Here is a 21,464-nt window from a genome sequence, read left to right on the forward strand (position 1 = left end):
CCACCAGAAGTGACACACTTTTTCAACTCGTCTACTGGGAGGCAGAGCCCTCCGGCGGCGGAGTCGGCGCCCCCGGCAGTCGTACGGTCGCCACCGTGCCGCCCCCCGGTGCGCGGGACAACGTCACCTCGCCGCCGGCCTGTTGGACCGTGCGGGCCACGATCGACAGGCCCAACCCCGAGCCGGGCAGCGCCCGTGCGCTCGGGGAGCGCCAGAAGCGGTCGAAGACGTGCGGGATCTCGTCCTCCGGGATACCGGGGCCGTGGTCGCGGACCGTGAGGACACCGCGCGTGAGCTGGACCTCGATCGTGCCGCCCTCGGGGCTGAACTTCACCGCGTTGTCGAGGATGTTGACGACCGCGCGTTCCATGGCGGACGGCTCCGACTGGACGAACCACGGCTGCACGTCCGCCGTGATCGTCAACTCCGGGCCGCGCAGGCGGGCTCGGCGCAGGGCCGCCTCGACGGTGTCCTGGAGCGAGACGATCTGGACGCGCTCGCCCCGCTGCCCCTCCGAACGGGACAGTTCCTGCAAGTCGCCGATCAGGGAGGCCAGTTCGCTCATCTGCGCCTTCACCGAGGCGAGCAACGCCTTGCGGTCCGCCGGGGGGATCGGGCGGCCGGTCTCCTCGCTACGGGTGAGGAGTTCGACGTTCGTGCGGAGCGAGGTGAGGGGGGTGCGGAGTTCGTGACCGGCGTCCGCGATGAGTTGCTGTTGCAGCTCGCGGGAGTTGGCGAGGGACGTCGTCATCGAGTTGAACGAGCGGGAGAGGCGGGCGATCTCGTCGTCGCTGTCCTCGTCCACGGGGATCCGGACGGCCAGGTCCTCGGTGCGGGCCACGTGCTCGACGGCCTCGGTGAGCTTGTCGACGGGACGGAGACCGGCACGGGCGACCGCGAGTCCGGCCGCACCGGCGCCGACCACTCCGACACCGGAGACGAGGAGGAGGATCAAGGCCAGTTCGTTGAGCGTGTCCTGAGTGCTCTTGAGGGGGACGGCGACGAGGAGTCCGACATTGGGTCCGGCAGCTCCAGAGGCGGTGTTGGTGGTGGGGGCCACGAAGCGCGTCATCACGCGTACCTCGTTGCCGTCCGTGTCCGTGCCGTTGCGGAAGTAGGCCCGGTCCGTGTCCCCCTTCTTGATTTCGTCCTTGTCGGCCTGGGTGACCTTGACCACTCCCGTGGAGTCGCCCTGGACGCAGACCTTGCCCTTCTCCGTGACCACCTGGGAGTAGGCGTTCCGGACGAAACTGTTGCCGCCCTGCGGAGTCGTCGAGCAGTTGAAGAGGGCGATCTGGACCGCCTGCCGATTCTGATCAGGGCCCCTCATCGCCGACCTCGCCAGGTCGGCGTTCAACTGCTCGTACAACTTCCCCTGCACGATGAACCAACAAGTAACCGAAACCGCCGCCACCCCGAACGCCACCGCCGCCGCGACCAGCATCGCCAGTCGGGACCGGATCGGCAGGGTCCGGAACCGGTGCAGGAACCGGTCGAGGACCTTCTTCACTCCGCCCCACCCTGTCGCAGCACATATCCCACTCCCCGAACCGTGTGCACGAGCCGCGGCTCGCCCCCCGCCTCGGTCTTGCGGCGCAGGTACATCACGTACACGTCGAGGGAATTGGAGGACGGCTCGAAGTCGAAGCCCCAGACCGCCTTCAGGATCTGTTCGCGGGTGAGGACCTGGCGGGGGTGCGCCAGGAACATCTCCAACAAAGTGAATTCCGTGCGGGTCAGTTCGACCTGGCGGCCGTTCCGCGTCACCTCGCGCGTCGCGAGGTCCATGCGGAGGTCGGCGAAGGTCAGGGAGTCGTCCTCGGGAGCCTGCCCGGCAGCCGCGGCCGCCGCGTACGAGCTGCGGCGCAACAACGCCCGTACCCGCGCGAAGAGTTCGTCGAGTTCGAAGGGCTTGACGAGGTAGTCGTCGGCGCCCGCGTCGAGCCCGGTCACACGGTCGCCGACCGTGTCACGGGCCGTGAGCATCAGGATCGGGGTGGTCGTCCCGGCGCCCCGCATCCGGCGGGCAGCCGTCAGGCCGTCCATGCGCGGCATCTGGATGTCGAGGACGACCAGGTCGGGCTGGTAGGCGGTCGCCTTCTCCAGCGCGTCCGCGCCGTCGACGGCGACCTCGGTGTCGTACCCCTCGAAGGCCAGACTGCGCTGGAGTGCTTCACGCACCGCAGGCTCGTCGTCGACGATCAGGATGCGCTGGGTGTCACGGTCGCCTTCGGCGGGGCTCATGGGCTGGATTCCTCGGGTGCGGTGGGACAGGGAGACAACGATCGGCCGGTCGCAATCAGCCTCGCATGTTTCCCGGCTGGCGCGTAAAGAGGAGGGGGGGGGAAACCGGCTGAGATCAGTCTCGTACGGTGGCAGATCAGGCCCGCATCGTCGCGAGCCGGTTCAGCGGCACCTTCCGGTGGTGCGGGTGGGCCGCGCTGGTGCGGAGCCCCATCAGCTCCGGGGCGGGCGCCACTTCCGGTGCCCGTGCCGCCGGCGCGTGCAGTTCGTACGCCACCCCGAGGGCCAGGCCGAGACCGGCCGCTCCGGTGTCGGTCACCGTGTGCGAAACCTGCTTGATCATGACGTACTCCCTACTGGTTGCTGGAAGAGCAGTGCTCAGCTGTCGGAACCGCCCGCCCGCAGCGAAGCCAGGTCCGCCTTGACGGTGTTGATCGGGATGGCGAAGCCGATGCCGATGCTTCCGGCGTCGGACGACGAGGACGAGGAGTCCGAACTCGACGAGTACATCGCGGAGTTGATGCCGATGATGTTGCCGTTCGCGTCGATCAGGGCACCGCCGGAGTTGCCGGGGTTGAGGGACGCGTCGGTCTGGATGGCCTTGTACGTGGTCGTGGACGAACCGGTGTCGCCGTTGAACTGCTGGCCGCCGAACTGGAAGGGCCACTGGCCGTTGCCGCCGCCGGAACCCTGGCTCTGGCTCTCGTCGGTCGAGACGGTCACGTCACGGTTGAGGGCGGAGACGATGCCGCTGGTGACCGTGCCGGTCAGGCCCTCGGGGGAGCCGATCGCGACGACCGTGTCGCCGACCTGGACGCCGGAGGAGTTGCCGAGGGTGGCCGCCGTCAGGCCGGAGGCGTTCTCCAGCTTGAGGAGCGCGAGGTCCTTCTTGCTGTCGGTGCCGACGACCTTCGCGGTGTACGACTTGCCGTTGCTCGTCTTGACCTTGACGGACGTGGCGCCGGAGATGACGTGGTTGTTGGTGACGATCTGGCCGTCGCTGGTGATGATCACGCCCGCGCCGGTGGAGGTGCCGTTGCTGAGGGTGGCCTCGACCTCGACCACGCTCGGGCTGACGGTCGCGGCGATGGTGGCGACGTCGCCCCGCTTGCTGGAGGGCACGACCGCCGTGGTGGTGCTGGTGGTGGCGACGGTGTCCTTGCCGGTCAGTTGCTGGAAGGCGTACGCGGTACCGCCGCCGACGGCCGCGGCGACGATCGCCACGGCGGCGAGCAGCGCGATCGGGCCGCGGGTCCGCTTCTTGGGTTTGGGTGCTTCCGCCTGGACGGGGGTGAGGAGAGCCGTGTCGCCACCGCCGCCACCGGAACCGCCGTAGCCGTCCGCGCCGAACGCGGCCTGCGGGGCGGGCGAGGGGGCGGGCGTCTGACCGCCCGGCCACACCGTCGTACCCGGCTCGACGGTGACCGGCTGCTGAGCGGGCTCAAAAGGCTGAGCGGGCTGCGCCTGCCGGGCCGGCTGCGGCTGGTAGGCCGGCGGGGGCGGCCACTCCGGGTTCACGGGGGAAGAGGCGTGCTGCTGCTGGGGGTACGCCTGCGGCTGGTCGCCCTGGGGGGTCTCGTACTCGCCGCTGCGGCGGAAGCTCTCGGTCATGGAAAAGAGCCTGTCGCGCGATCATGAGAGGTACCTGAGTCTCCGCTGAGAAGCCCGACAGAACCTCGTATGCCCGATATAAAGACGCCGGAGGCCCGGAAACTCGGGGAAACGGGAGGTTGCGGGGGAGTTAGGGCACGGCACGGGACGGACGAATACTTGTGTGACCCCTGTGCGACACGTGTGCGCGGTGACAGGCGCGGCCTACGATCTCCGGGCCGGAGGGGGGCTCCGCGAACAGAGCCGGTACATGCGCCGTGACGGAAAGCATCGCGGACAGCATGTCGTCGGCCCTGCGTGGTCGCGTCGTACGCCCTTCTCGGGCCCACTACGCACCCACACCAGGAGTCCCGAGTGATACGTGCCCTGCGCGGCCGTCTGAGACGCCCCACCACGGCGTTCCCGGCCGCCGCCCTCGCGCTGGCGCTGAGCTGCGCCGGCGTTCTCGCGGCGCAGCCCGCCACCGCGGCCGACGGCCCGCCCGGACTGCCTTCCGCCGCCGCTGCCGCCGCCCAGGTGGGGCTGCCGCGGCCCACCGCCTCCGACAAGGAACTGCGCTCCCGCGTCCTCGACGCCGCCCGCACCCAGGCGACCGCGAAGAAGACGGCGACCAGGACGCCGTACATCATCGGCGGCACCGAGACCACGATCTCCAGCGCGCCGTGGATGGTCCAGCTCGCCTACTACGACGACACGACCGGCGACGGCTACTTCTGCGGCGGCGCCCTGGTCGCCCCGAACAAGGTCCTCACCGCCGCGCACTGCGTCGCGGGCCTGGACTGGGTCAAGAACGGCGCCGTGCTCGCCGGTGCGACCGGTCTCTACGACGACACGTCCGGCACGGTCACGGGTGTCCTGCACCAGTGGAACCACCCGCGCTTCAACACCACCACGGCCCAGAACGACATCGCGGTCCTCACCCTGGACCGCCCCCTGGACCAGCAGTGGATGCGGCTCGCTTACCTGAACGACCTCGGGTACGTCACCCCGGGCGCGAAGGCCACGGTCTACGGCTGGGGCCTGACCTCCGGCACCGGCACCGAGCTCTCCGCGAAACTGAAAAAGGCCACGCTGCCGGTCGTCGACGACGCGACCTGCGACAGCGCGATGAAGACGGTCCTCGGGGACGACGAGTTCGTCGAGGGCTCGATGTTCTGCGCGGGCACCCCGGCCTCCGGCACCGACGAGGGCACCGTCAGCACCTGCAACGGTGACTCGGGCGGTCCGGTGATCGTCGACAACAAGGTCATCGGCATCGTCTCCTGGGGTGTGGCCGGCTGCACCGCCAAGGGCGCCTACCCGGTCTTCACCAAGGTCGGCTCCTACGCCTGGGCCGCCCAGCCGCGCATCGACGACACCGACCTGTCCTTCGACGGCCGCGCCGACATAGTGGGCCGTACGCCCTCGGGCGGGCTGTTCGAGCAGGACAGCAAGGGCACCTCGCTCGCGCAGCGCGCCTACCTGGGCGGCGGCTGGCAGACGGCCAGTTGGGGCCTCCAGGCCGACCTGGACCGGGACTACTACCAGGACCTCATCGTCCGCGACACGTCGGACGGCCACCTCTGGCGCGACTATCTGAACCACTCCACGGGCGAGTTCGCGTGGATGGAGATCAGCTCGGTGTGGGGCGGCTACAAGTCGTACGCGATCCCCGGCGACCTGACCGGTGACGCCCGCCCCGACCTGGTCGCGGTGGACGCCGACGGCTCGGTCTACCTCTACCCGGGCAAGGGCAACGGCCAGTTCTACGGCCGGGTCAAGGTCGTCGACAAGGCGTGGAAGAACGTCAGGATCTTCGGCCACGGCGACCTGACGGGCGACGGCCGCGCCGACCTCCTGGTCCGCAACTCCTCCGGTGTCCTGTACCTCTACGCGGGCACCCAGGCCGAGCACACACCGTGGAAGCCCCGCGTCCAGGCCCGTACCGGCTGGAACTTCACGTCCTACGTCGCCAACGGTGACGTCACGGGAGACGGCATCGCGGATGTCGTCACCCGCGACTCGGGCGGCACGCTGTGGCTGTACCCGGGCACCAACAAGGCGACGACGGCGCTCTTCGGGACGCGGATCAAGCTGGGTACCGGCTACAACCAGTACAACCTGCTGTTCTGAGCGAGCGGTTGTGAACGGCGGTCCTGGTCAGGCCTCGCAGCCGCAGGACCGCCGGGTCACCAGGCGGGAGGGGAACACCTTCAGCCGCTCACGACGGGAGCCCGCCACCCGCAGCCCGTCGTCGAGCACTAGGTCCACGGCCGCCCTGGCCATCGCCGGACGGTCGGATGCGATCGTCGTCATCGGCGGATCGGCGAGGGCGGCTTCCTTGATGTCGTCGAAGCCGATCACGCCGAGCTCGCGCGGTACGTCGATCCGCAGCTCGCGGGCCGCGCGCAGCAGGCCGATCGCCTGGTCGTCGGTGGAGCAGAAGATCGCGGGCGGCCGCCGGGGCCCGGAGAGGATCCCCAGGGCGACCTGGTAGGCGTCGTAGCGGTTGTACGGCGCCTCGAAGAGCCGTCCCTCGGTCGGCAGCCCGGCCTCGGTCATCGCGCGCCGCCAGCCCTCGACGTGGTCGGAGACCGGGTCGCCGACGGCCGGCGTCTCCGCCGTACCGCCCATACAGGCGACGTAGTCGTAGCCGTGCTCCAGGAGGTGGCGGACGGCGAGCTGGGCGCCGCCGAGGTCGTCCGTGACGACGGCTACGTCGTCGATGGCCTCGGGGCGTTCGTGCAGGAGGACCACGCGGGCGTCCCAGGCCTCGATCTCGGCGGCGGCGAGGTCGTTCAGCGCGTGGCTGACGAGGATCAGGCCGGAGACGCGCATGCCGAGGAAGGCGCGCAGGTAGTGGACCTCGCGCTCGGCGACGTAGTCGGAGTTGCCGACCAGCACCATCTTTCCGCGCTCGGACGCGGCCTGTTCGACCGCGTGCGCCATCTCCCCGAAGAAGGGCTGGCGCGCGTCCGGCACGATCAGGCCTATGAGGTCCGTACGCCGCGACGCCATGGCCTGGGCCACCCGGTCCGGTCGGTACCCCAGTTCCTTGATCGCGGCGAGGACACGCTCGCGCGTGGCCGGGGCAACCGGCCGGGGTCCGTTGTTGATGACATAGCTGACAACGGCGGTCGAAGTACCCGCCAGTCGCGCCACATCATCCCGAGTCACCTTGGCCACGCGCGGAGTCTACGCGGATTGACCGGCTCTGGGCAGGGCGTTTCGAAGCTTCTCGTCGCTTCCGCACAGCATCTCCGTGCGGAAGCGACGAGAACCGACGAGTAGCTGTGCGGAAGCGATGCCCTGCCCGGACAGGGCCTAAGCCTGTGCCGGGATCTCGGCCGCGTCCAGGGCGGCCGAGTCGGCCGTCTCGTCCGCATCCTCCGGCTTTGCACCTGCGAGAGCGGCGCTCGCCTTGAGCTTCGCCTCCTCGCCGCCCCGGTCGCCCTTCTCGGGTGTAACGAATCGATAACCGACGTTCCGGACGGTCCCGATCAGCGACTCGTGCTCGGGGCCGAGCTTCGCGCGCAGCCGTCGTACGTGGACGTCGACCGTGCGCGTGCCGCCGAAGTAGTCGTAGCCCCAGACCTCCTGCAGCAGCTGGGCGCGCGTGAAGACGCGGCCCGGGTGCTGGGCGAGGTACTTGAGGAGCTCGAACTCCTTGAAGGTCAGGTCGAGGACCCGGCCCTTGAGCTTGGCGGAGTACGTCGCCTCGTCCACGGAGAGGTCGCCGTTGCGGATCTCCATGGGGGAGTCGTCGTTGACGATCTGCTGGCGGCCCATGGCCAGGCGCAGTCGCGCCTCGACCTCGGCCGGGCCGGCCGTGTCGAGCAGGACGTCGTCGATGCCCCAGTCGGCGGTGACGGCGGCGAGGCCGCCCTCGGTGACGACGAGGATGAGCGGGCATCCCGGTCCGGTGGAGCGGAGGAGCTGACACAGGCTGCGCACCTGAGGCAGATCCCGGCGGCCGTCGATGAGGATGACGTCGGCACCGGGGGTGTCGACGAGAGCGGGGCCTTCCGCCGGTGCCACGCGCACGTTGTGCAGCAGCAGGCCAAGGGCCGGAAGCACCTCCGTAGACGGCTGGAGGGCGTTGGTCAGGAGCAGCAGAGAACTCATAAGTCTGGTTCCTCCTCGGTCCCTGCGAGGACGTGTGTCGTGCGGCACAGCGTTTGCGGTCCCGGGGGCCCTGTACGACCTGCGGCCACCTGTGGTTTCCCGTGGTGTCCCGCTTCGTATACAACGCTCCTGGAAGCACAAAAGGACCCGGGGGCTTCTCTGCCCGAGTCCTCTGTCGAGCAGAATAGCCCACATGAGCGCTGGTACGGCAGGTCATGTGGCACGATCCACCGTTCGTCCGAACTCTGAGACGATCAGACGCACACCTTTGCGGACGTTTCTGCACACCGACGACGGGGTGACGATCGATTCCGTATACGACCCGGCGGCGGCCGTATACGACGCCTCCGCGCCATCTTCCGGTGACCTGGTGTTCGTCGTCGCGCACGGTTTCACGGGCGACGTGGACAAGCCGCACGTACGTCGGGTGGTCGAGGCGTTCGCCCAGTACGGGGCCGTGGTCACGTTCTCGTTCCGGGGCCACGGAAGGTCCGGCGGACGCTCCACCGTCGGCGACCGCGAGGTGCTCGATCTGGCCGCGGCGGTCGCCTGGGCGCGCGAGCAGGGGCACGCGCGCGTGGTCACCGTCGGCTTCTCGATGGGCGGTTCCGTGGTGCTGCGGCACGCGGCGCTCCACGGCCCCGAGGGTGATACGGACGGTCAGGGGCGCAGGGGGCGCACGGAAGCGCACACGGACGCGGTGGTTTCGGTGAGTGCGCCGGCCCGCTGGTACTACCGGGGCACCGCCCCCATGCGGAAGCTGCACTGGCTGGTGACCCGCCCCGAGGGGCGCCTGGTGGGCCGCCTCGGCCTCAAGACCCGGATCGAGCGCGGCGGTTGGGACCCGGTCCCGCTCTCCCCGGTGGAGGCCGTCCCGCGCATCGCGCCCACCCCGCTCCTCGTCGTGCACGGCGAGATCGACGGCTACTTCCCCCTCGACCACCCCCGCATGCTGGCCGAAGCCGCCGGTGACCACGGCGAACTCTGGCTGGAGCCGGGCATGGGCCACGCCGAACACGCGGCCACCGCCGACCTGCTGGCCCGCATCGGGCGCTGGGCCGCTGCACAGGGAAGCTAGCCTGGCCGTTGCAGCCCCCGATCGATTGAGGAAAGCGGATGCCAAAGGTCACGGTGCGCTACTGGGCCGCCGCGAAGGCCGCGGCCGGGACCGCCGAGGAGCCGTACGACGCGGCCACCCTCGCCGAGGCCCTCGCCGAGGTGCGCGAGCGACACCCCGGGGAACTCGCCCGCGTACTGCTGCGATGCTCCTTCCTCGTCGACGGTGACCCCGTGGGCACCCGCGGGCATGAGACGGTACGGCTGGCCGAGGGCGGCACGGTCGAGGTGCTCCCGCCGTTCGCAGGAGGATGAGCGAAGCGATGAGCAACCAGCCGTACGAGGGCTATGGCGAGGGCTACGACCCCTACGCCCAGCAGCAACAGCAACAGCAACAACAGCCGCAGCAGGCCCAGCACCAGGCACAGGCCTGGCCCGGGCAGCAGCAGGCGTACGAGGACCCGCAGGCCGCGCAGCAGTACACCCAGCAGTGGCAGGGCCAGACCTGGGACACCCAGGTCCAGCAGTCCAGACCCTCCGCGTCCGACCTGGCGTACTTCCCGCCGCAGAACTACCAGGCCCCGACGCCGAGTTACGACTCCTACGCGCAGGCTCCCGTGACGGCGCCCCCGGCTCCCCCCGCCGCGGCCGAGGCGGTCGTCGGCTACGGCCCGCCCTCCCTCGCCGGGAACGCCCGCATCACCGACGCCCAGCGGGCCCGGCTCGAAGGCCGCTCGCCGATCATCGAACCCGGGATGCAGCCCGCCGGCCTCACCGCCCTCCTGGCGCTCCTGCTCTCCGTCACCGCGCAGATCGGGTCGTACGCCCTCGTCGTGCCGTTGGTCGTGCTCCAGGCGGTCACGGCGGCCGGCTGGTTCCGGCTGAACGGGATGTGGCCGGCCCGGCAGGGCATCGCGCTGGCCTTCGCGGGCGCGCTCGTCGCGGACGTGGCGCTGCTGGCGGCCGGCCGGGACAACGGCCCCGCCGCGATCCTCGGCACCCTCGGCGTCTGGGTCCTGCTCTCCCTCGTCATGCAGCTGCGCTCGCACGCCGACCCGGACACCCGGATCACCAGCCTGATGGCGACGGTCGCCTCGGCGGCCCTGGCCATCGTCGCGACCGGCCACCTCGCGGCGGACCCGGACGCGGTCACCGTGGGCGCGGCCGCCGTCGCGGTCGCGATCCTGGCCCGCGCGCTGCCGCTGCCGACCGTGGCCTCGGTGGTCGTCTCCCTGCTCGCCGCCGCCGGCGCGGGCATCGCGGTCGGCGGGATGACCGGCTTCGGTGCGAAGGGCGCGCTGCTCGGCGCGGTCGTGGCCGGCTGCGCGCTGATCGGCCACCGGGTGGCGAGCTACGACTACCCGTCCCGCTTCGTCCACTTCACGGCCGGTGTGGCCCTCCCGCTCGCCGCGGCGGCCCCGGCGGTCTACGTACTGGGGCGCGCGCTGGCGTAAGCACGCCGCGTGTCACAGGTGATCGACAATTTCCTGCTGCACGCATCTCGCGGGACTACGCTCGCGATTCGCGGCCACCCGGTCGTTGTACCGCTTTCGTCGACGACCGCCAGGTGGGGGAACACCGTAAATGCGTGGGCTACGAATACTTCTGACCGTCGTGGTGATTCTGGGCGTCCTGTTCGTGGTCGTGGACCGGGTCGCGGTCTACTTCGCGCAGGACGAGGCGGCGGGCAAGGTCCAGACGAGCGAGAACCTCGCCTCCGCCCCCGACGTCTCCATCAAGGGCTTCCCCTTCCTCACCCAGGTCGCCTCCGGTGAGCTGGACGACGTCGAGCTCGGCATCAAGACCTACCAGGCGACCACCGCGAACACGACCGGCAGCGGCACCTCCACGATCCGGATCGACGACCTCAAGGCCGACATGAAGGACGTCAAGTTCTCCAACGGCTACAGCTCCGCGACCGCGGCCAGCGCGACCGGCTCCGCGAGCATCGCCTACGACCAGCTGCTCAAGGCCGCCAAGTCCCAGCCGACGGACATCTTCACCGGGGTCACGGCCCAGGTCGTCAACCTCTCCGACGGCGGCGACGGCAAGATCAAGGTCGACGTCAAGATCTCGGTCGCCGGCCAGGAGACGACGTACCCGGTGCTCAGCACGGTCACCGTCGACGGCGACACCGTGAAGGTGCACGCCGACAACCTGCCCAAGCTGGTGGTCGACCTGGCCGACTCCCGGATCCGCTCGATCACCGACTTCCAGCAGACGATCGACCAGCTGCCGGGCGGGGTGAAGCTGGCCAGTGTGCAGGCCGCGAAGAACGGTGTGGAGATCAAGGTGAAGGGTTCGAACGTCCGGCTGGCCGGGTAGGACGGCTCCGGCCGGGTAGGACGAGGTCCGGACGCGGCCCGGTGGACGGTGACTTGGACGGTGACTGTCCGAGGGGCGAGACGGCAGTGTCCGTACGGCAGTTGTGAGTAGGGCGAAGGGCGCGCGGATTCCCGGTGAAGGGGCCGCCGCCACCCCTCCGATCTCACATCGCGGACGATCGCGTCTCAAAATACGACACACCGGTGACATGTCCCGCTGTCCGTCCCTACGATCGACCCTATGAGGCAACAGGCGGATCTCACGAAGCGGCGGGCAGTGGACCTGTGCCGCGTCGCCGCCATGCTCTGTCGCACTTTCTGAGCGGAAGCGCAGGCTTCCGTCTTCCCCCGTGCCCTTGATCTCTGGGCACCCGCGCGAGCGCGCACCCCTCTCTCACGCACCGCACCGCCGTAACTGCCCCGGAGGAGAAACAGCATGAGCCGCAGTGACGTCCTGGTCGACGCCGACTGGGTCGAGGCCAACCTCGACAACGCGGACATCGCCATCGTCGAGGTCGACGAGGACACGTCCGCGTACGAGAAGAACCACATCCGCAACGCCATCCGGATCGACTGGACCAAGGACCTCCAGGACCCGGTACGCCGTGACTTCATCGACCAGGAGGGCTTCGAGAAGCTCCTCTCGGCCAAGGGCATCGGCAACGACACGCTGGTGATCCTCTACGGCGGCAACAACAACTGGTTCGCCTCGTACGCCTACTGGTACTTCAAGCTGTACGGCCACGACAGCGTCAAGCTGCTCGACGGCGGCCGCAAGAAGTGGGAGCTGGACGCCCGCGAGCTGGTCGAGGAGGTCCCGACCCGGGCCACCACCGACTACAAGGCCAAGCCGCAGAACAAGTCGATCCGCGCCTTCCGCGACGACGTCGTGGCGGCCATCGGCTCGCAGAACCTGGTCGACGTCCGGTCGCCCGACGAGTTCTCCGGCAAGCTGCTCGCCCCGGCCCACCTCCCGCAGGAGCAGTCGCAGCGCCCGGGCCACGTCCCGTCCGCCCGCAACATCCCGTGGTCGAAGAACGCCAACGACGACGGCACCTTCAAGTCGGACGACGAGCTCAAGGAGCTCTACGCCGAGGAGCAGGTCGACCTCGCCAAGGACACCATCGCGTACTGCCGTATCGGCGAGCGCTCGGCCCTGACCTGGTTCGTGCTGCACGAGCTGCTCGGTGTCGAGAACGTCAAGAACTACGACGGCTCCTGGACCGAGTACGGCTCCCTGGTCGGCGTCCCGATCGAGCTCGGCGCCAACAAGTAAGCCCCCGCGAAACCGCTGCGACCTGAAGGAAACGAAAACATGTGTGGAGCGAAGGCCGGCGGCCCCGACGCCTCGACGATCAAGCCCGGTGAGACCACCATCCAGGGCCAGGTGACGCGCAACGGCGAGCCGGTGACGGGCTACGTCCGTCTCCTGGACTCGACCGGCGAGTTCACCGCGGAGGTCCCGACCTCCGCCACGGGCCAGTTCCGCTTCTACGCGGCCGAAGGCACCTGGACCGTCCGCGCCCTCGTTCCGGGCGCCACCGCCGACCGCACGGTCGTCGCCCAGACGGGCGGGCTGGCGGAGGTGGCGATCGCGGTCTGACCGCCGACTCACTGTCGAAGGGCCGCACCTTTTCCTGGGGGCGGCCCTTTGGCGTGCCCAGGCCTACCCTGGAAACATGCTGGCACGCCGCCGTCGCACCTACTTCGTCATGATGGGCATCTGCATCGGACTCTTCGTCCTGGCCTGGGGAGTCGTGCGGATCTGGTCGGTGCCCGCGGCCGTCGGCATGTGCGTGGTCGCGATGGTGATCCCGCCCGTCGCCGCCATGGTCGCCAACCGCCGGGGCCCCGACGACCGCTGGTGGGACGACCCGTCCGGCGACCCCAAGTCCGACGAGTGGTGGGACGAGCTGGACGGCAAGAAGCGCAGGCCGTAGGGCTGGTGGGTAGAGGGCGGGCATGTCGCCTACGAGACTGTCCACCGTGGTGCTCGACGCGTATGACGCGCACGAGCTGGCCGGCTTCTACCTCCGCCTCCTCGGCTACGTCGTCCGCGCCGAGGAACCCGACTGGGTCCTCATCGGCCCGCCCGACGGAGGCACCGGCCTCTCCTTCCAGACCGAGCCCGAGTACGTCCCGCCCGTGTGGCCCACCCGGAACCCCGGCGAGCAGCAGATGATGCTGCACCTGGACATCGAGGTCGACGACCTGGAGGGCGAGGTCGAGCGGGCGGTGGGTCTGGGGGCCGTGCTCCACGCCCACCAGCCGCAGGGGGACGTACGGGTCCTGCTGGACCCCTCGGGGCACCCGTTCTGCCTGTGGCGGCCTACACCACCTGCGGGTTGAGGCGGGCGAAGCCTTCCTGGCGCTGGTAGGGGAAGTACGGGTAGGGCGCTGTTCTGGCGCTCGCCGCGTCGAGTTTCGTCATCTGGTCGGGCGTGAGGGTCCAGCCGACGGCACCGAGGTTCTGGCGGAGCTGCTCCTCGTTGCGGGCGCCGATGATGACGGAGGAGACGGTCGGCCGCCGCAGCAGCCAGTTGATGGCGATCTGCGGAATGCTCTTGCCGGTCTCCTGAGCGATCTCGTCGAGGGTGTCGACCACGCGGTAGAGGTGTTCGTCCTCGACCGGCGGCCCGTAGTCCGCGGTGCTGTGCAGTCGGCTGCCGGCCGGCAGCGGTTGGCCGCGGCGGATCCTGCCGGTGAGCCGTCCCCAGCCGAGCGGGCTCCAGACGAGGGCTCCGAGGCCCTGGTCGAGCCCGAGGGGCATCAGCTCCCATTCGTAGTCGCGGCCGACGAGGGAGTAGTAGACCTGGTGTGCGGCATAGCGCGGGTGCCCGTACTTCTCCGCGATCGAGAGGGACTTCATCGCCTGCCAGCCGGAGAAGTTGGAGATGCCGAGGTAGCGGACCTTCCCCGCTCGTACGAGGTCGTCGAGTGCGGACAGGACCTCCTCGATCGGCGTGCCGGCGTCGAAGGCGTGCAGCTGGAACAGGTCGATGTGATCGGTGCCGAGCCGGCGCAGGGCGTCCTCGCACGCGGTGATCAGGCGCGAACGGGAGGAGCCCGCATCGCCCGGACCGTCACCCATGGGCAGGCTGGTCTTGGTGGACACGATCACCTGGTCCCTGCGGCCTTTGATCGCTTCGCCCAGCACCTCCTCGGAGGCGCCGCCGGAATAGACGTCGGCGGTGTCGAACATCGTGATCCCGGCGTCGAGGCAGATGTCCACGAGCCGGCGTGCTTCCTGTGCGTCGGTGGTGCCCCAGGCACCGAACAGCGGCCCTTGGCCGCCGAAGGTACCGGCCCCGAAGCTCAGTGCGGGGACCTTGAGGCCGGATGCGCCCAGCCGCCTGTATTCCATGGCTGTTCCTCTCTCTCCGCCCCACTTGCCGTCCGACTTGGCTAATGGTTCTGGAGTTCCGTTAGTGTGGGTCTCAACCTAGCAGGCATGAGCGATTAACGAAACTGGAGTCCCGTTATGGGCTTTGAGGATGCGGATCCAGGGACCGTCCGTCCTGGAGGGCGTACGGCACGGGTGCGTACGGCGGTGCTGCGGGCGGCCGGGGACGCCCTGGCGGAGCACGGCTTTGCCCACCTGGACCTCGCCGACGTCGCGCGCCGTGCCGAGGTGGGCAAGACGACGGTCTACCGCCGCTGGGGAACGGTGACCGGCTTGGTCGCCGATCTGCTGCTGGACATGGCCGAACAGTCACTGCCGCGCACCGAGACCGGCTCGCTGCTCGGTGACCTCAAGGCCAACGCCCGGCTGGTGCAGCGCACCCTGGCCGACCCGCGGCAAGGAGCGCTGTTCAAGGCGGTGATCGCCGCCGCCACCTGCGAGGCGAAGACGGCCGAGGCGCTGCACCGCTTCTACGCCATCCGCGTCGAGGAGTGGGCACCCTGCGTCCAGCAGGCCGTCGACCGGGGCGAGTTGCCCGAGGGTACCGACGTCCACGAGGTCGTCCGTGCCGTCTCCGCCCCCCTCTACTACCGCCTCCTGACCACCGGCGACCGCCTCGACGAAGCCGCCGCGGACCGGGCCGCCGAGGCCGCCGTGGCGGCGGCGCGGGCGGGAGCGTACGTGCGGATCAAGCCGTCGCGATGATCGCCATCAGCAGACCGCCGATGCAGAGCGCGGTGAGCGCGCCGGTCCAGAAGGCGTCGTCGCGGAGGGCGCGGGGTGCGCGGAACCGGCGACGGCGACGGGGTGCCTGTGGTGCGGGTGGGGGTGCGGCTGGTGGAGGTGCGGCGGGTGGGGGTTCCGGCGCTCGTACGGCCGGCATGAGCGGGGGCGGGACCGCCTGGACCGGGAGTACCTGGATCAGTTGATGGGGCTGGGGGCGGTTCATGCGGGGTGGGCCTCGCTGCGGTGTTTGCGGAGCAGGACGTTGGCGTCGGTCTCGGCGCTGTAGTCGTGTTCGGTACGGGCGTTGGCGCGGAGGCCGTCGAGTTCCGTGCAGGTGAGGCAGTCGTCGACGGGCCGGGGCGGGGCGGCGACCAGGAACGGACCGTCGGTCCGCGCACGGGAGTTGGCGGCGCGGACCCCGGCGCTGAGGCGTTCCTGGTCCGTCGCCGGTCGCAGTGCGGCGGGGTCGGCCTGCCATTCACGCCCACCGCCGACGGGGCGCAGCAGGGCGTAGGGGCCCGACCTGTCCTGGTACTCGCCGACCTTGTCCGTGGCCGGGTCGTACAGCAGCGCTCCGGTTTCCATCGGCTCCTCCTCCTTTTTGTGCAACTTCCATACAGAATGCGACAATTGAACTACTCTGTGCATTCGTGGGGTGTTACGAGGATGACCCACGGCGGAGGCGAAAGCAGCGTCAACGGCCGCAAGTTCCACAGCGGGCGGTCCAAATTCCACAAATTCCACAGCAGGAGGGTGCGGTGCCGCAGCGGAGGGTGGTCACGGGGCGAAGCCATGAACCGAGGGCGCGGTTCGCGGAGGAGTTGCGGTTACTGAGGGCGGGGAAGGGGGTGAGCCTGCGGGAGTTGGCGGAGGAGTTGGGCTGGGACGCGTCGACGCTCGGGAAGATGGAGAGCGGCAGGAGCCTGGGCAGCCCGGAGATCGTGGAGGCGCTGGACCAGTACTACGGGACGCCGGGGATGCTGCTGGCCTTGTGGGAGCTGGCAGTTGGGGATCCGGCGCAGTTCGTGGAGAAGTACCGGTCGTACATGGAGTTGGAAGCAGGGGCGGTAAGCCTGTGGCACTACGCTTCCGCGAACCTGCACGGTCTGCTCCAAACCCCGGGCTACGCCCGCGAGTTTCTGGCAGCAGGCGGGCTGGAGGGTGACGAGCTCGCTGTTCAGGTCGAGGCCCGAATGGGGCGTCGTGAGCTGCTGACCGGCGAGGATGCACCACGCTTCCGCACGATCATTTCCGAGGCTGTGCTGCGCACGCCGATGCGGGACTCCGCCGAGTGGCGGGAGCAGCTGGAGCATCTGCTGCACATGTCGGAACGCAATAACGTCACTGTCCAGGTGCTTCCGCTGTCCGTTGGACTGCATGCCCTGACGAACACCGACACGGTGTTCCTGCGTAGCGCGGACGGCCGTACGGTGGCCTGGGTGGAGACCGGCTTCACGGCCGAACGGATCGAGGAAAACAAGGAGGTTGAGCGGCTACAGCTTCGTTATGATCTGGTGCGCGATCTGGCCTTTTCCCCGGACGAATCGCGCGAGTTCATCCGGCGGGTGTGGGAGGAAGCGCAGTGCGAGCCATCGACTTGACCCAGGTGACGTGGCGCAAGAGCAGCTACAGCAACCAGGAGGGCGGCGCCTGCCTCGAAGTCGCCCCCAACCTCCCCACTCTCGTCCCCGTCCGCGACAGCAAGAACCCCACCCACGGCACCCTCCTCTTCGGCGTCGACGCCTGGGCGGAGTTCGTCGGCTCGGTCAAAGCGCGGGCTCAGTAGACGAGGGCCTGCGTCTCGTCGGCCATCGCCTCCTGTACGAACACCTGCGCCCCGGCGATCCGTACGCCCTCGATGACGTCCTTCTCCGTGATGTCCCGTCGGGCCGCGCACTGCGTGCACAACGTCACGCGGCCGGCCGCGAGGATCGAGTCGATCAGGTCGGGGAGCGGTGCGGCGTGCGGGAGTTGGAACTCGGCGGCCCGGCCCGGCAGTGCGAACCACGCCGACTCGCCGGTCAGCCACAGGGAGACGTCGACCCCGCTGGCGACGGCCACCGCCGCCACTGTGAACGCCTGTGAGCAGCGTTCGGGGGCGTCGGCCCCCGCGGTCACCTTGATCACGAGCTTCTTCGACATGACCGAATCGTAATCAACTTCCCTACAACTCCCTGCAACGGCCACGAGTCTCCTGTGCGCGCATATGGAATGCGCATGCCATGTTCCGTGGGGGACGTTGTGGAAGTACCGGAAGTACCCGAAGAAACAGCCTCGGAAGCACCCGAGGGAACAACCGAAGAGGTGCCCCGGCCGCCGCGCCGCCGTGGCCGCACCACACTCCTGATCGCGGTCGCCGCGGTGCTCGGTGTCGTCGCCGGTACCTGCACGGGTTTCGTGGTCCAGGCGAACCGCGCACCCGACAAGCTGCCCTCGCTGTCGCAGGCGACGCTGACGCAGGCCAAGGGCCCCGCTCCGGAGCCCCTCTCCGCCGCCCAGGACCGGAAGGTCAAGACGGACGGCGACCTGCGCAAGCTGCTGCTGAAGCGGCCGAGCGGCGCGAGGGACACGGGCTACGAGGTCGGTGTGGACGGGTGGATGGACCTGGCCGAGGACGCGGAGACGTTCGACAAGCCGGCGGGCGCGTTCAGCGACCTCGTCGCGGGCGAGTTCCGCCGCGCCGCCGTCGCCAACTGGCGTGAGGGCAGCTCGCTGTACGTCGAGATCCGGCTGGTGCAGTTCCGCCAGGAGGACGAGCTCACGGTCTCCAGCGACGCGGAGGACGCCTACTACTGGGCCGAGGAGAAGGGCCACACCGACAGCTGGCCCATCCCGGGCACGGGCGACGGAATGGCGTACGTCCACAACTCGCCGGACACCAAGGCCGGTTACACCGACGTCTACAACGCGGAGGCGCACGCCTGGCGCGGTGACGTCGAGATGCACATCTGGGTCTCCTCGTCGAAGCCCGTCCCGAAGAAGAAGATCATGGACCTGGCCAAGCGGCAGATGGAGCGGCTGTGACCACCGAGAACCAGCCGGAACAGGTGCCGGATCAGACGCCGGAGCAGGGGCAGGAGCCGCAGACTCAGTCGGAGACGGACGTGCTCGTCCCCGAACTCGTCGGCAGCTCCGAGGAGTTGACCGCCGATGCCGTCGGGAAGCCGGTGCGCAGGGGCCGTATCGCGGCGATCGCCGGGGCCGCGCTGCTCGCCGTCGCCGTGATCGGCGGGGTCGGGTTCACCGTCGTCACCGTGAACGGCGCGGACCGGGACGCGGGGGACGCCGTATGGAAGCTCCCGAAGGTGACCTCCGAGAAGGCGGTGGGCGCCAAACCGAGCGCGCTCTCGGCGGCGCTCGTGCCGTACGGGCCGGACGGGTGGAGCCAGGGGCCCGACATCGCGGAGTACGGGCACGACGTGGACTTCACGGGAGCGCAGGCGACGGCGCTGCGCAAGGACGAGCTGAAGGAACTCCCGCTCAAACAGCGCAGGCTGCTGGACAAGGAGATCGACAAGCAGCACACCAAGGGCCTGGCGATGCGGAGCTACGTCAGCACTGACGAGCAGGCGTCCGTCTACACGGACAAGGCGTCGACGGTGAGCATCGTGCTGGCCCAGATCGCGGACAAGACGGCGGTACGGAACGCGTCCCGCTACCAGAACGAGCTCTTCGACTCCCTGGGCGTCTTCCGCCCCGGCCCGTCGATCAACGGCTACAAGGACGCCAAGTGCTTCCTCTCGCCGAAGGACGCCGACGAAAAGCTCGACACGATCTACTGCTCCGCCTACCAGGGCGAAATCCTGGTCACCCTCACCGCGAAATCCGCCCGCCCGATGCAGACGTACGCCATCGGCCGCCTGCTCCAGGAACAACTCGACCGCATCAAGGACCCGGGGGAGGCGGTATGACCGACCAACAGCAGGAAACCCCAGCACCGACACCGACGCACACACCACCGCCCCCCACACCGACGATCCCTGCGCAGGCCTCGGAGCCGACGACCGCCGCGACTGAGGCTCCGACCGCCGCCGAGGGCCCGGCTGCCCCGGCGACCGCAGCGGACGTCGAGTCTCCGGCCGCACCGCCGGTCGCGGAATCCCCGGCTGCCCCGGCCGCCTCCGAGTCTCCGGCCGTCCCGGTCGTCGGCGACGAGGCTCCGGTGGCTCCGGTTGTCCCGGTCGCTGCCGAGGGTCCGGCTGCACCGACGGTGGTGGAATCGCCGGCAGCCCCAGCTGTCTCCGGGTCTCCGATCGCTCCGGCCGCCCCGGTCGTTGCGGCCGCCGCTCCGGCCGGCCCCGTGGCTACCGAGCCTCCCGTCGGCGCGGCTGTCGCCGAGGCTTCGGCCGTCCCGGTACCCGCTGAACCCCCACTCCCCACGGAACCCCCGTTCCCGCCGGCGCCGGCCCCGGAAACCCAGCCCACCGCTCCCCGCAAGGACCGCCGGGTCCTCCGTGCCGTGCTGCGCTGGGGGGCCGCCGTCGTCGTGTTCGCGGTGGTCGGGGCCGGGACGGCCTATGGGATCAGCGGGATGAAGCGGTCGGACGTGCCGGGGCTGGGGACGGCGTCGGACGGGCGGTGGGCGTTTCCCACGCTCACCAAGCCGCCGTTGCCCGCGGGCAGCCCGGGGCCGTTCGCCACGGCGAACGCGGCGGGGGCCCACTTCGCCGACCTGCGGGCGCTGGTGCTGCCGGCGCCGAAGGGGGCCGTAGGGGACAAGGCGCTCGACGGCAGTGACGGCTGGCTGGCGACCAAGGTGTTCCTCGCGGAGTTCTCGGCCGCCGACGACCGCACCGAGATCGCGCAGAAGCTGACCGACCAGGGCCTGCGGCACATCGCCGCGCGCGGCTGGACCACCCCGGACGGCACGCACACCCGGATCTACCTGCTCCAGTTCGACACGGCGACGGTCGCCGACGAGATCTCCAAGCGCCTCGCCGGATACGCGTCCCCCACCTACCCGGTCCGCGGCGCCGACGGCTACGAGTCGGACGACGACTTCCCGGACGCGGCCAAGGTCACGAACGTCTCGCTCCAGCCGTACGTCGAGACGAAGCCGTACGGCGCCGAACAGCTCCGGCTGGCCTTCGTCACGGCCGGCGACACCTTCGCGATGATCGTGCAGTCGAGGAAGGGGCAGGCCGAGGCCGTCCCGTTCCAGCAGACGGTGACGTTGCAGAGCGAGCTGCTCGGCTAGCCGTACCTCGCAGAGAGCACCGGGCCCCGGCCGACTAAGCTGGGGCCCGGCCCGCGTTCACGCACCGCTCGTACCGCTCAAGGAGCACCCGTGGAGATCTTCTTCGAAACCCTGCTGGTCCTGGTCTGCGTCGGCGTTCTCGCCTTCGCCGGACTGACCGTGAAGAAGCTGTACCAGGGCCAGCGCTGACCCCCACCGAGGAACTGCTGACGTCATGATCGAGATCCCGTCCGACCTCCACAAGGACCTGGTCCCCCTCGTCTTCCTGCTCGGCGAGTGGGCCGGCGCGGGTGTGCACGACTTCCCGGGCTCCGAGAAGTGCAACTTCGGCCAGGAGGTCTCCTTCACGCACGACGGCCGCGACTTCCTGGAGTACCGCTCCCACACCTGGGTCCTGGACAACGACGGCAACAAGGTCCGCCCCCTGGAGACCGAGTCCGGCTTCTGGCGCATCGACGCGGACCGCAAGGTAGAGGTCACGATGACCCGCGACGACGGAGTCGTCGAGATCTGGTACGGCGACCTCGCCAAGCAGAAGCCCCAGATCGACCTCGTCACGGACGCCGTCGCCCGCACCGCCGCCTCCGGCCCCTACACCGGCGGCAAGCGCCTCTACGGCTACGTCAAGAGCGACCTCATGTGGGTCGGCGAGAAGCAGACCCCCGAGGTCGAACTCCGCCCCTACATGTCCGCCCACCTGAAGAAGGTCGTCACCCCGGAGGATGTCGAGAGGTGGGCCAAGGCCCTCCCGGACGACATGCCGGACGACGGGATCGCATTCTTCAAGTAGGCCTAGACT

General features: G+C 69.7%; 27 protein-coding genes. 17 read left to right on the plus strand and 10 right to left on the minus strand.

The window, feature by feature from the left end:
- Nucleotides 1–31: 31 nt before the first annotated feature.
- The 4 genes from ACWDEW_RS23640 to ACWDEW_RS23655 form a co-directional block, all read right to left on the minus strand.
- Nucleotides 32–1,510, minus strand: a complete 1,479-nt coding sequence (locus tag ACWDEW_RS23640; protein WP_450514922.1) for a HAMP domain-containing sensor histidine kinase — start codon at nucleotides 1,508–1,510, stop codon at nucleotides 32–34.
- Nucleotides 1,507–2,244, minus strand: a complete 738-nt coding sequence (locus ACWDEW_RS23645; RefSeq protein WP_200713942.1) for a response regulator transcription factor — start codon at nucleotides 2,242–2,244, stop codon at nucleotides 1,507–1,509. The genes ACWDEW_RS23640 and ACWDEW_RS23645 overlap by 4 nt, the downstream gene beginning before the upstream one ends.
- Before the next feature lie 136 nt (nucleotides 2,245–2,380).
- A complete protein-coding gene (locus ACWDEW_RS23650; protein WP_262061493.1) occupies nucleotides 2,381–2,587 on the minus strand; it encodes a hypothetical protein in 207 nt (68 codons plus the stop codon).
- 35 nt (nucleotides 2,588–2,622) lie between these two features.
- Nucleotides 2,623–3,855, minus strand: coding sequence for a S1C family serine protease (locus ACWDEW_RS23655; RefSeq protein WP_450514923.1), 1,233 nt, complete (start codon nucleotides 3,853–3,855; stop codon nucleotides 2,623–2,625).
- 354 nt (nucleotides 3,856–4,209) lie between these two features.
- Here ACWDEW_RS23655 and ACWDEW_RS23660 point away from each other — a divergent pair, with 354 nt between their 5' ends.
- Nucleotides 4,210–5,967, plus strand: coding sequence for a trypsin-like serine protease (locus ACWDEW_RS23660; protein ID WP_450514924.1), 1,758 nt, complete (start codon nucleotides 4,210–4,212; stop codon nucleotides 5,965–5,967).
- A 27-nt stretch (nucleotides 5,968–5,994) separates the two neighbouring features.
- Here the strand turns inward: ACWDEW_RS23660 and ACWDEW_RS23665 are convergent, their stop codons facing one another.
- Together ACWDEW_RS23665 and ACWDEW_RS23670 are read right to left on the minus strand one after the other, a co-directional pair.
- The gene (locus tag ACWDEW_RS23665; protein WP_388101339.1) at nucleotides 5,995–7,020 is read right to left on the minus strand and encodes a LacI family DNA-binding transcriptional regulator; all 1,026 of its coding nucleotides are present in this window, start codon (nucleotides 7,018–7,020) and stop codon (nucleotides 5,995–5,997) included.
- Between the two features lie 138 nt (nucleotides 7,021–7,158).
- Nucleotides 7,159–7,959, minus strand: a complete 801-nt coding sequence (locus ACWDEW_RS23670; RefSeq protein WP_019073731.1) for a winged helix-turn-helix transcriptional regulator — start codon at nucleotides 7,957–7,959, stop codon at nucleotides 7,159–7,161.
- A gap of 193 nt (nucleotides 7,960–8,152) precedes the next feature.
- Between ACWDEW_RS23670 and ACWDEW_RS23675 the strand changes: the two genes are divergently transcribed.
- From ACWDEW_RS23675 to ACWDEW_RS23715, 9 genes are all read left to right on the plus strand, one after another.
- Nucleotides 8,153–9,037 carry an alpha/beta hydrolase gene (locus tag ACWDEW_RS23675; RefSeq protein WP_450514925.1) on the plus strand — a complete coding sequence of 295 codons (885 nt, stop codon included), beginning with the start codon at nucleotides 8,153–8,155 and terminating at the stop codon, nucleotides 9,035–9,037.
- Nucleotides 9,038–9,075: 38 nt separating this feature from the next.
- Nucleotides 9,076–9,330, plus strand: coding sequence for a MoaD/ThiS family protein (locus ACWDEW_RS23680; RefSeq protein ID WP_329252763.1), 255 nt, complete (start codon nucleotides 9,076–9,078; stop codon nucleotides 9,328–9,330).
- A gap of 8 nt (nucleotides 9,331–9,338) precedes the next feature.
- A complete protein-coding gene (locus ACWDEW_RS23685) occupies nucleotides 9,339–10,469 on the plus strand; it encodes a hypothetical protein (RefSeq protein WP_450514926.1) in 1,131 nt (376 codons plus the stop codon).
- A 130-nt stretch (nucleotides 10,470–10,599) separates the two neighbouring features.
- Nucleotides 10,600–11,340: an LmeA family phospholipid-binding protein gene (locus ACWDEW_RS23690; protein WP_450514927.1), complete on the plus strand. Its 741-nt coding sequence runs from the start codon at nucleotides 10,600–10,602 to the stop codon at nucleotides 11,338–11,340.
- 240 nt (nucleotides 11,341–11,580) lie between these two features.
- A complete protein-coding gene (locus tag ACWDEW_RS23695) occupies nucleotides 11,581–11,661 on the plus strand; it encodes a putative leader peptide (RefSeq protein ID WP_353963781.1) in 81 nt (26 codons plus the stop codon).
- A gap of 114 nt (nucleotides 11,662–11,775) precedes the next feature.
- Nucleotides 11,776–12,615 carry a sulfurtransferase gene (locus ACWDEW_RS23700; protein ID WP_093628219.1) on the plus strand — a complete coding sequence of 280 codons (840 nt, stop codon included), beginning with the start codon at nucleotides 11,776–11,778 and terminating at the stop codon, nucleotides 12,613–12,615.
- A 39-nt stretch (nucleotides 12,616–12,654) separates the two neighbouring features.
- The gene (locus ACWDEW_RS23705; protein ID WP_019064558.1) at nucleotides 12,655–12,942 is read left to right on the plus strand and encodes a DUF1416 domain-containing protein; all 288 of its coding nucleotides are present in this window, start codon (nucleotides 12,655–12,657) and stop codon (nucleotides 12,940–12,942) included.
- Nucleotides 12,943–13,018: 76 nt separating this feature from the next.
- Nucleotides 13,019–13,279: a DUF3099 domain-containing protein gene (locus tag ACWDEW_RS23710; RefSeq protein WP_262061484.1), complete on the plus strand. Its 261-nt coding sequence runs from the start codon at nucleotides 13,019–13,021 to the stop codon at nucleotides 13,277–13,279.
- Nucleotides 13,280–13,301: 22 nt separating this feature from the next.
- Nucleotides 13,302–13,688, plus strand: coding sequence for a VOC family protein (locus tag ACWDEW_RS23715; protein WP_450514928.1), 387 nt, complete (start codon nucleotides 13,302–13,304; stop codon nucleotides 13,686–13,688).
- Here ACWDEW_RS23715 and ACWDEW_RS23720 read toward each other — a convergent pair.
- Nucleotides 13,669–14,703: an aldo/keto reductase gene (locus ACWDEW_RS23720; RefSeq protein WP_450514929.1), complete on the minus strand. Its 1,035-nt coding sequence runs from the start codon at nucleotides 14,701–14,703 to the stop codon at nucleotides 13,669–13,671. The genes ACWDEW_RS23715 and ACWDEW_RS23720 overlap by 20 nt on opposite strands.
- Before the next feature lie 117 nt (nucleotides 14,704–14,820).
- Between ACWDEW_RS23720 and ACWDEW_RS23725 the strand changes: the two genes are divergently transcribed.
- Nucleotides 14,821–15,447, plus strand: a complete 627-nt coding sequence (locus ACWDEW_RS23725; protein ID WP_450514930.1) for a TetR/AcrR family transcriptional regulator C-terminal ligand-binding domain-containing protein — start codon at nucleotides 14,821–14,823, stop codon at nucleotides 15,445–15,447.
- Here ACWDEW_RS23725 and ACWDEW_RS23730 read toward each other — a convergent pair.
- Both ACWDEW_RS23730 and ACWDEW_RS23735 read right to left on the minus strand, forming a co-directional pair.
- Nucleotides 15,431–15,691 carry a hypothetical protein gene (locus ACWDEW_RS23730; RefSeq protein ID WP_450514931.1) on the minus strand — a complete coding sequence of 87 codons (261 nt, stop codon included), beginning with the start codon at nucleotides 15,689–15,691 and terminating at the stop codon, nucleotides 15,431–15,433. The genes ACWDEW_RS23725 and ACWDEW_RS23730 overlap by 17 nt on opposite strands.
- Nucleotides 15,688–16,053 carry a hypothetical protein gene (locus ACWDEW_RS23735; protein WP_450514932.1) on the minus strand — a complete coding sequence of 122 codons (366 nt, stop codon included), beginning with the start codon at nucleotides 16,051–16,053 and terminating at the stop codon, nucleotides 15,688–15,690. The genes ACWDEW_RS23730 and ACWDEW_RS23735 overlap by 4 nt, the downstream gene beginning before the upstream one ends.
- A 173-nt stretch (nucleotides 16,054–16,226) precedes the next feature.
- Here ACWDEW_RS23735 and ACWDEW_RS23740 point away from each other — a divergent pair, with 173 nt between their 5' ends.
- Both ACWDEW_RS23740 and ACWDEW_RS23745 read left to right on the plus strand, forming a co-directional pair.
- Nucleotides 16,227–17,069, plus strand: a complete 843-nt coding sequence (locus ACWDEW_RS23740) for a helix-turn-helix domain-containing protein (protein ID WP_450514933.1) — start codon at nucleotides 16,227–16,229, stop codon at nucleotides 17,067–17,069.
- Complete coding sequence (locus ACWDEW_RS23745; RefSeq protein ID WP_450514934.1) at nucleotides 17,051–17,254, plus strand: DUF397 domain-containing protein; 204 nt, start codon at nucleotides 17,051–17,053, stop codon at nucleotides 17,252–17,254. The genes ACWDEW_RS23740 and ACWDEW_RS23745 overlap by 19 nt, the downstream gene beginning before the upstream one ends.
- Here ACWDEW_RS23745 and ACWDEW_RS23750 read toward each other — a convergent pair.
- Nucleotides 17,248–17,610, minus strand: coding sequence for a DsrE family protein (locus tag ACWDEW_RS23750; protein WP_450514935.1), 363 nt, complete (start codon nucleotides 17,608–17,610; stop codon nucleotides 17,248–17,250). The two genes, ACWDEW_RS23745 and ACWDEW_RS23750, sit on opposite strands and share 7 nt — an antisense overlap.
- Nucleotides 17,611–17,772: 162 nt before the next feature.
- Between ACWDEW_RS23750 and ACWDEW_RS23755 the strand changes: the two genes are divergently transcribed.
- The 4 genes from ACWDEW_RS23755 to ACWDEW_RS23770 all read left to right on the plus strand — a co-directional run bounded on the left by ACWDEW_RS23755 (nucleotide 17,773) and on the right by ACWDEW_RS23770 (nucleotide 21,455).
- A complete protein-coding gene (locus ACWDEW_RS23755) occupies nucleotides 17,773–18,492 on the plus strand; it encodes a hypothetical protein (protein ID WP_450514936.1) in 720 nt (239 codons plus the stop codon).
- The gene (locus ACWDEW_RS23760) at nucleotides 18,489–19,379 is read left to right on the plus strand and encodes a hypothetical protein (RefSeq protein WP_450514937.1); all 891 of its coding nucleotides are present in this window, start codon (nucleotides 18,489–18,491) and stop codon (nucleotides 19,377–19,379) included. The genes ACWDEW_RS23755 and ACWDEW_RS23760 overlap by 4 nt, the downstream gene beginning before the upstream one ends.
- Before the next feature lie 389 nt (nucleotides 19,380–19,768).
- The gene (locus tag ACWDEW_RS23765) at nucleotides 19,769–20,665 is read left to right on the plus strand and encodes a hypothetical protein (RefSeq protein WP_450514938.1); all 897 of its coding nucleotides are present in this window, start codon (nucleotides 19,769–19,771) and stop codon (nucleotides 20,663–20,665) included.
- Between the two features lie 214 nt (nucleotides 20,666–20,879).
- Nucleotides 20,880–21,455 (plus strand): FABP family protein, encoded by a 576-nt coding sequence (locus tag ACWDEW_RS23770; protein WP_262061470.1) that lies wholly within the window; start codon nucleotides 20,880–20,882, stop codon nucleotides 21,453–21,455.
- Nucleotides 21,456–21,464: the final 9 nt, after the last annotated feature.

The organism is Streptomyces sp. NPDC001100 (genome assembly GCF_053598575.1).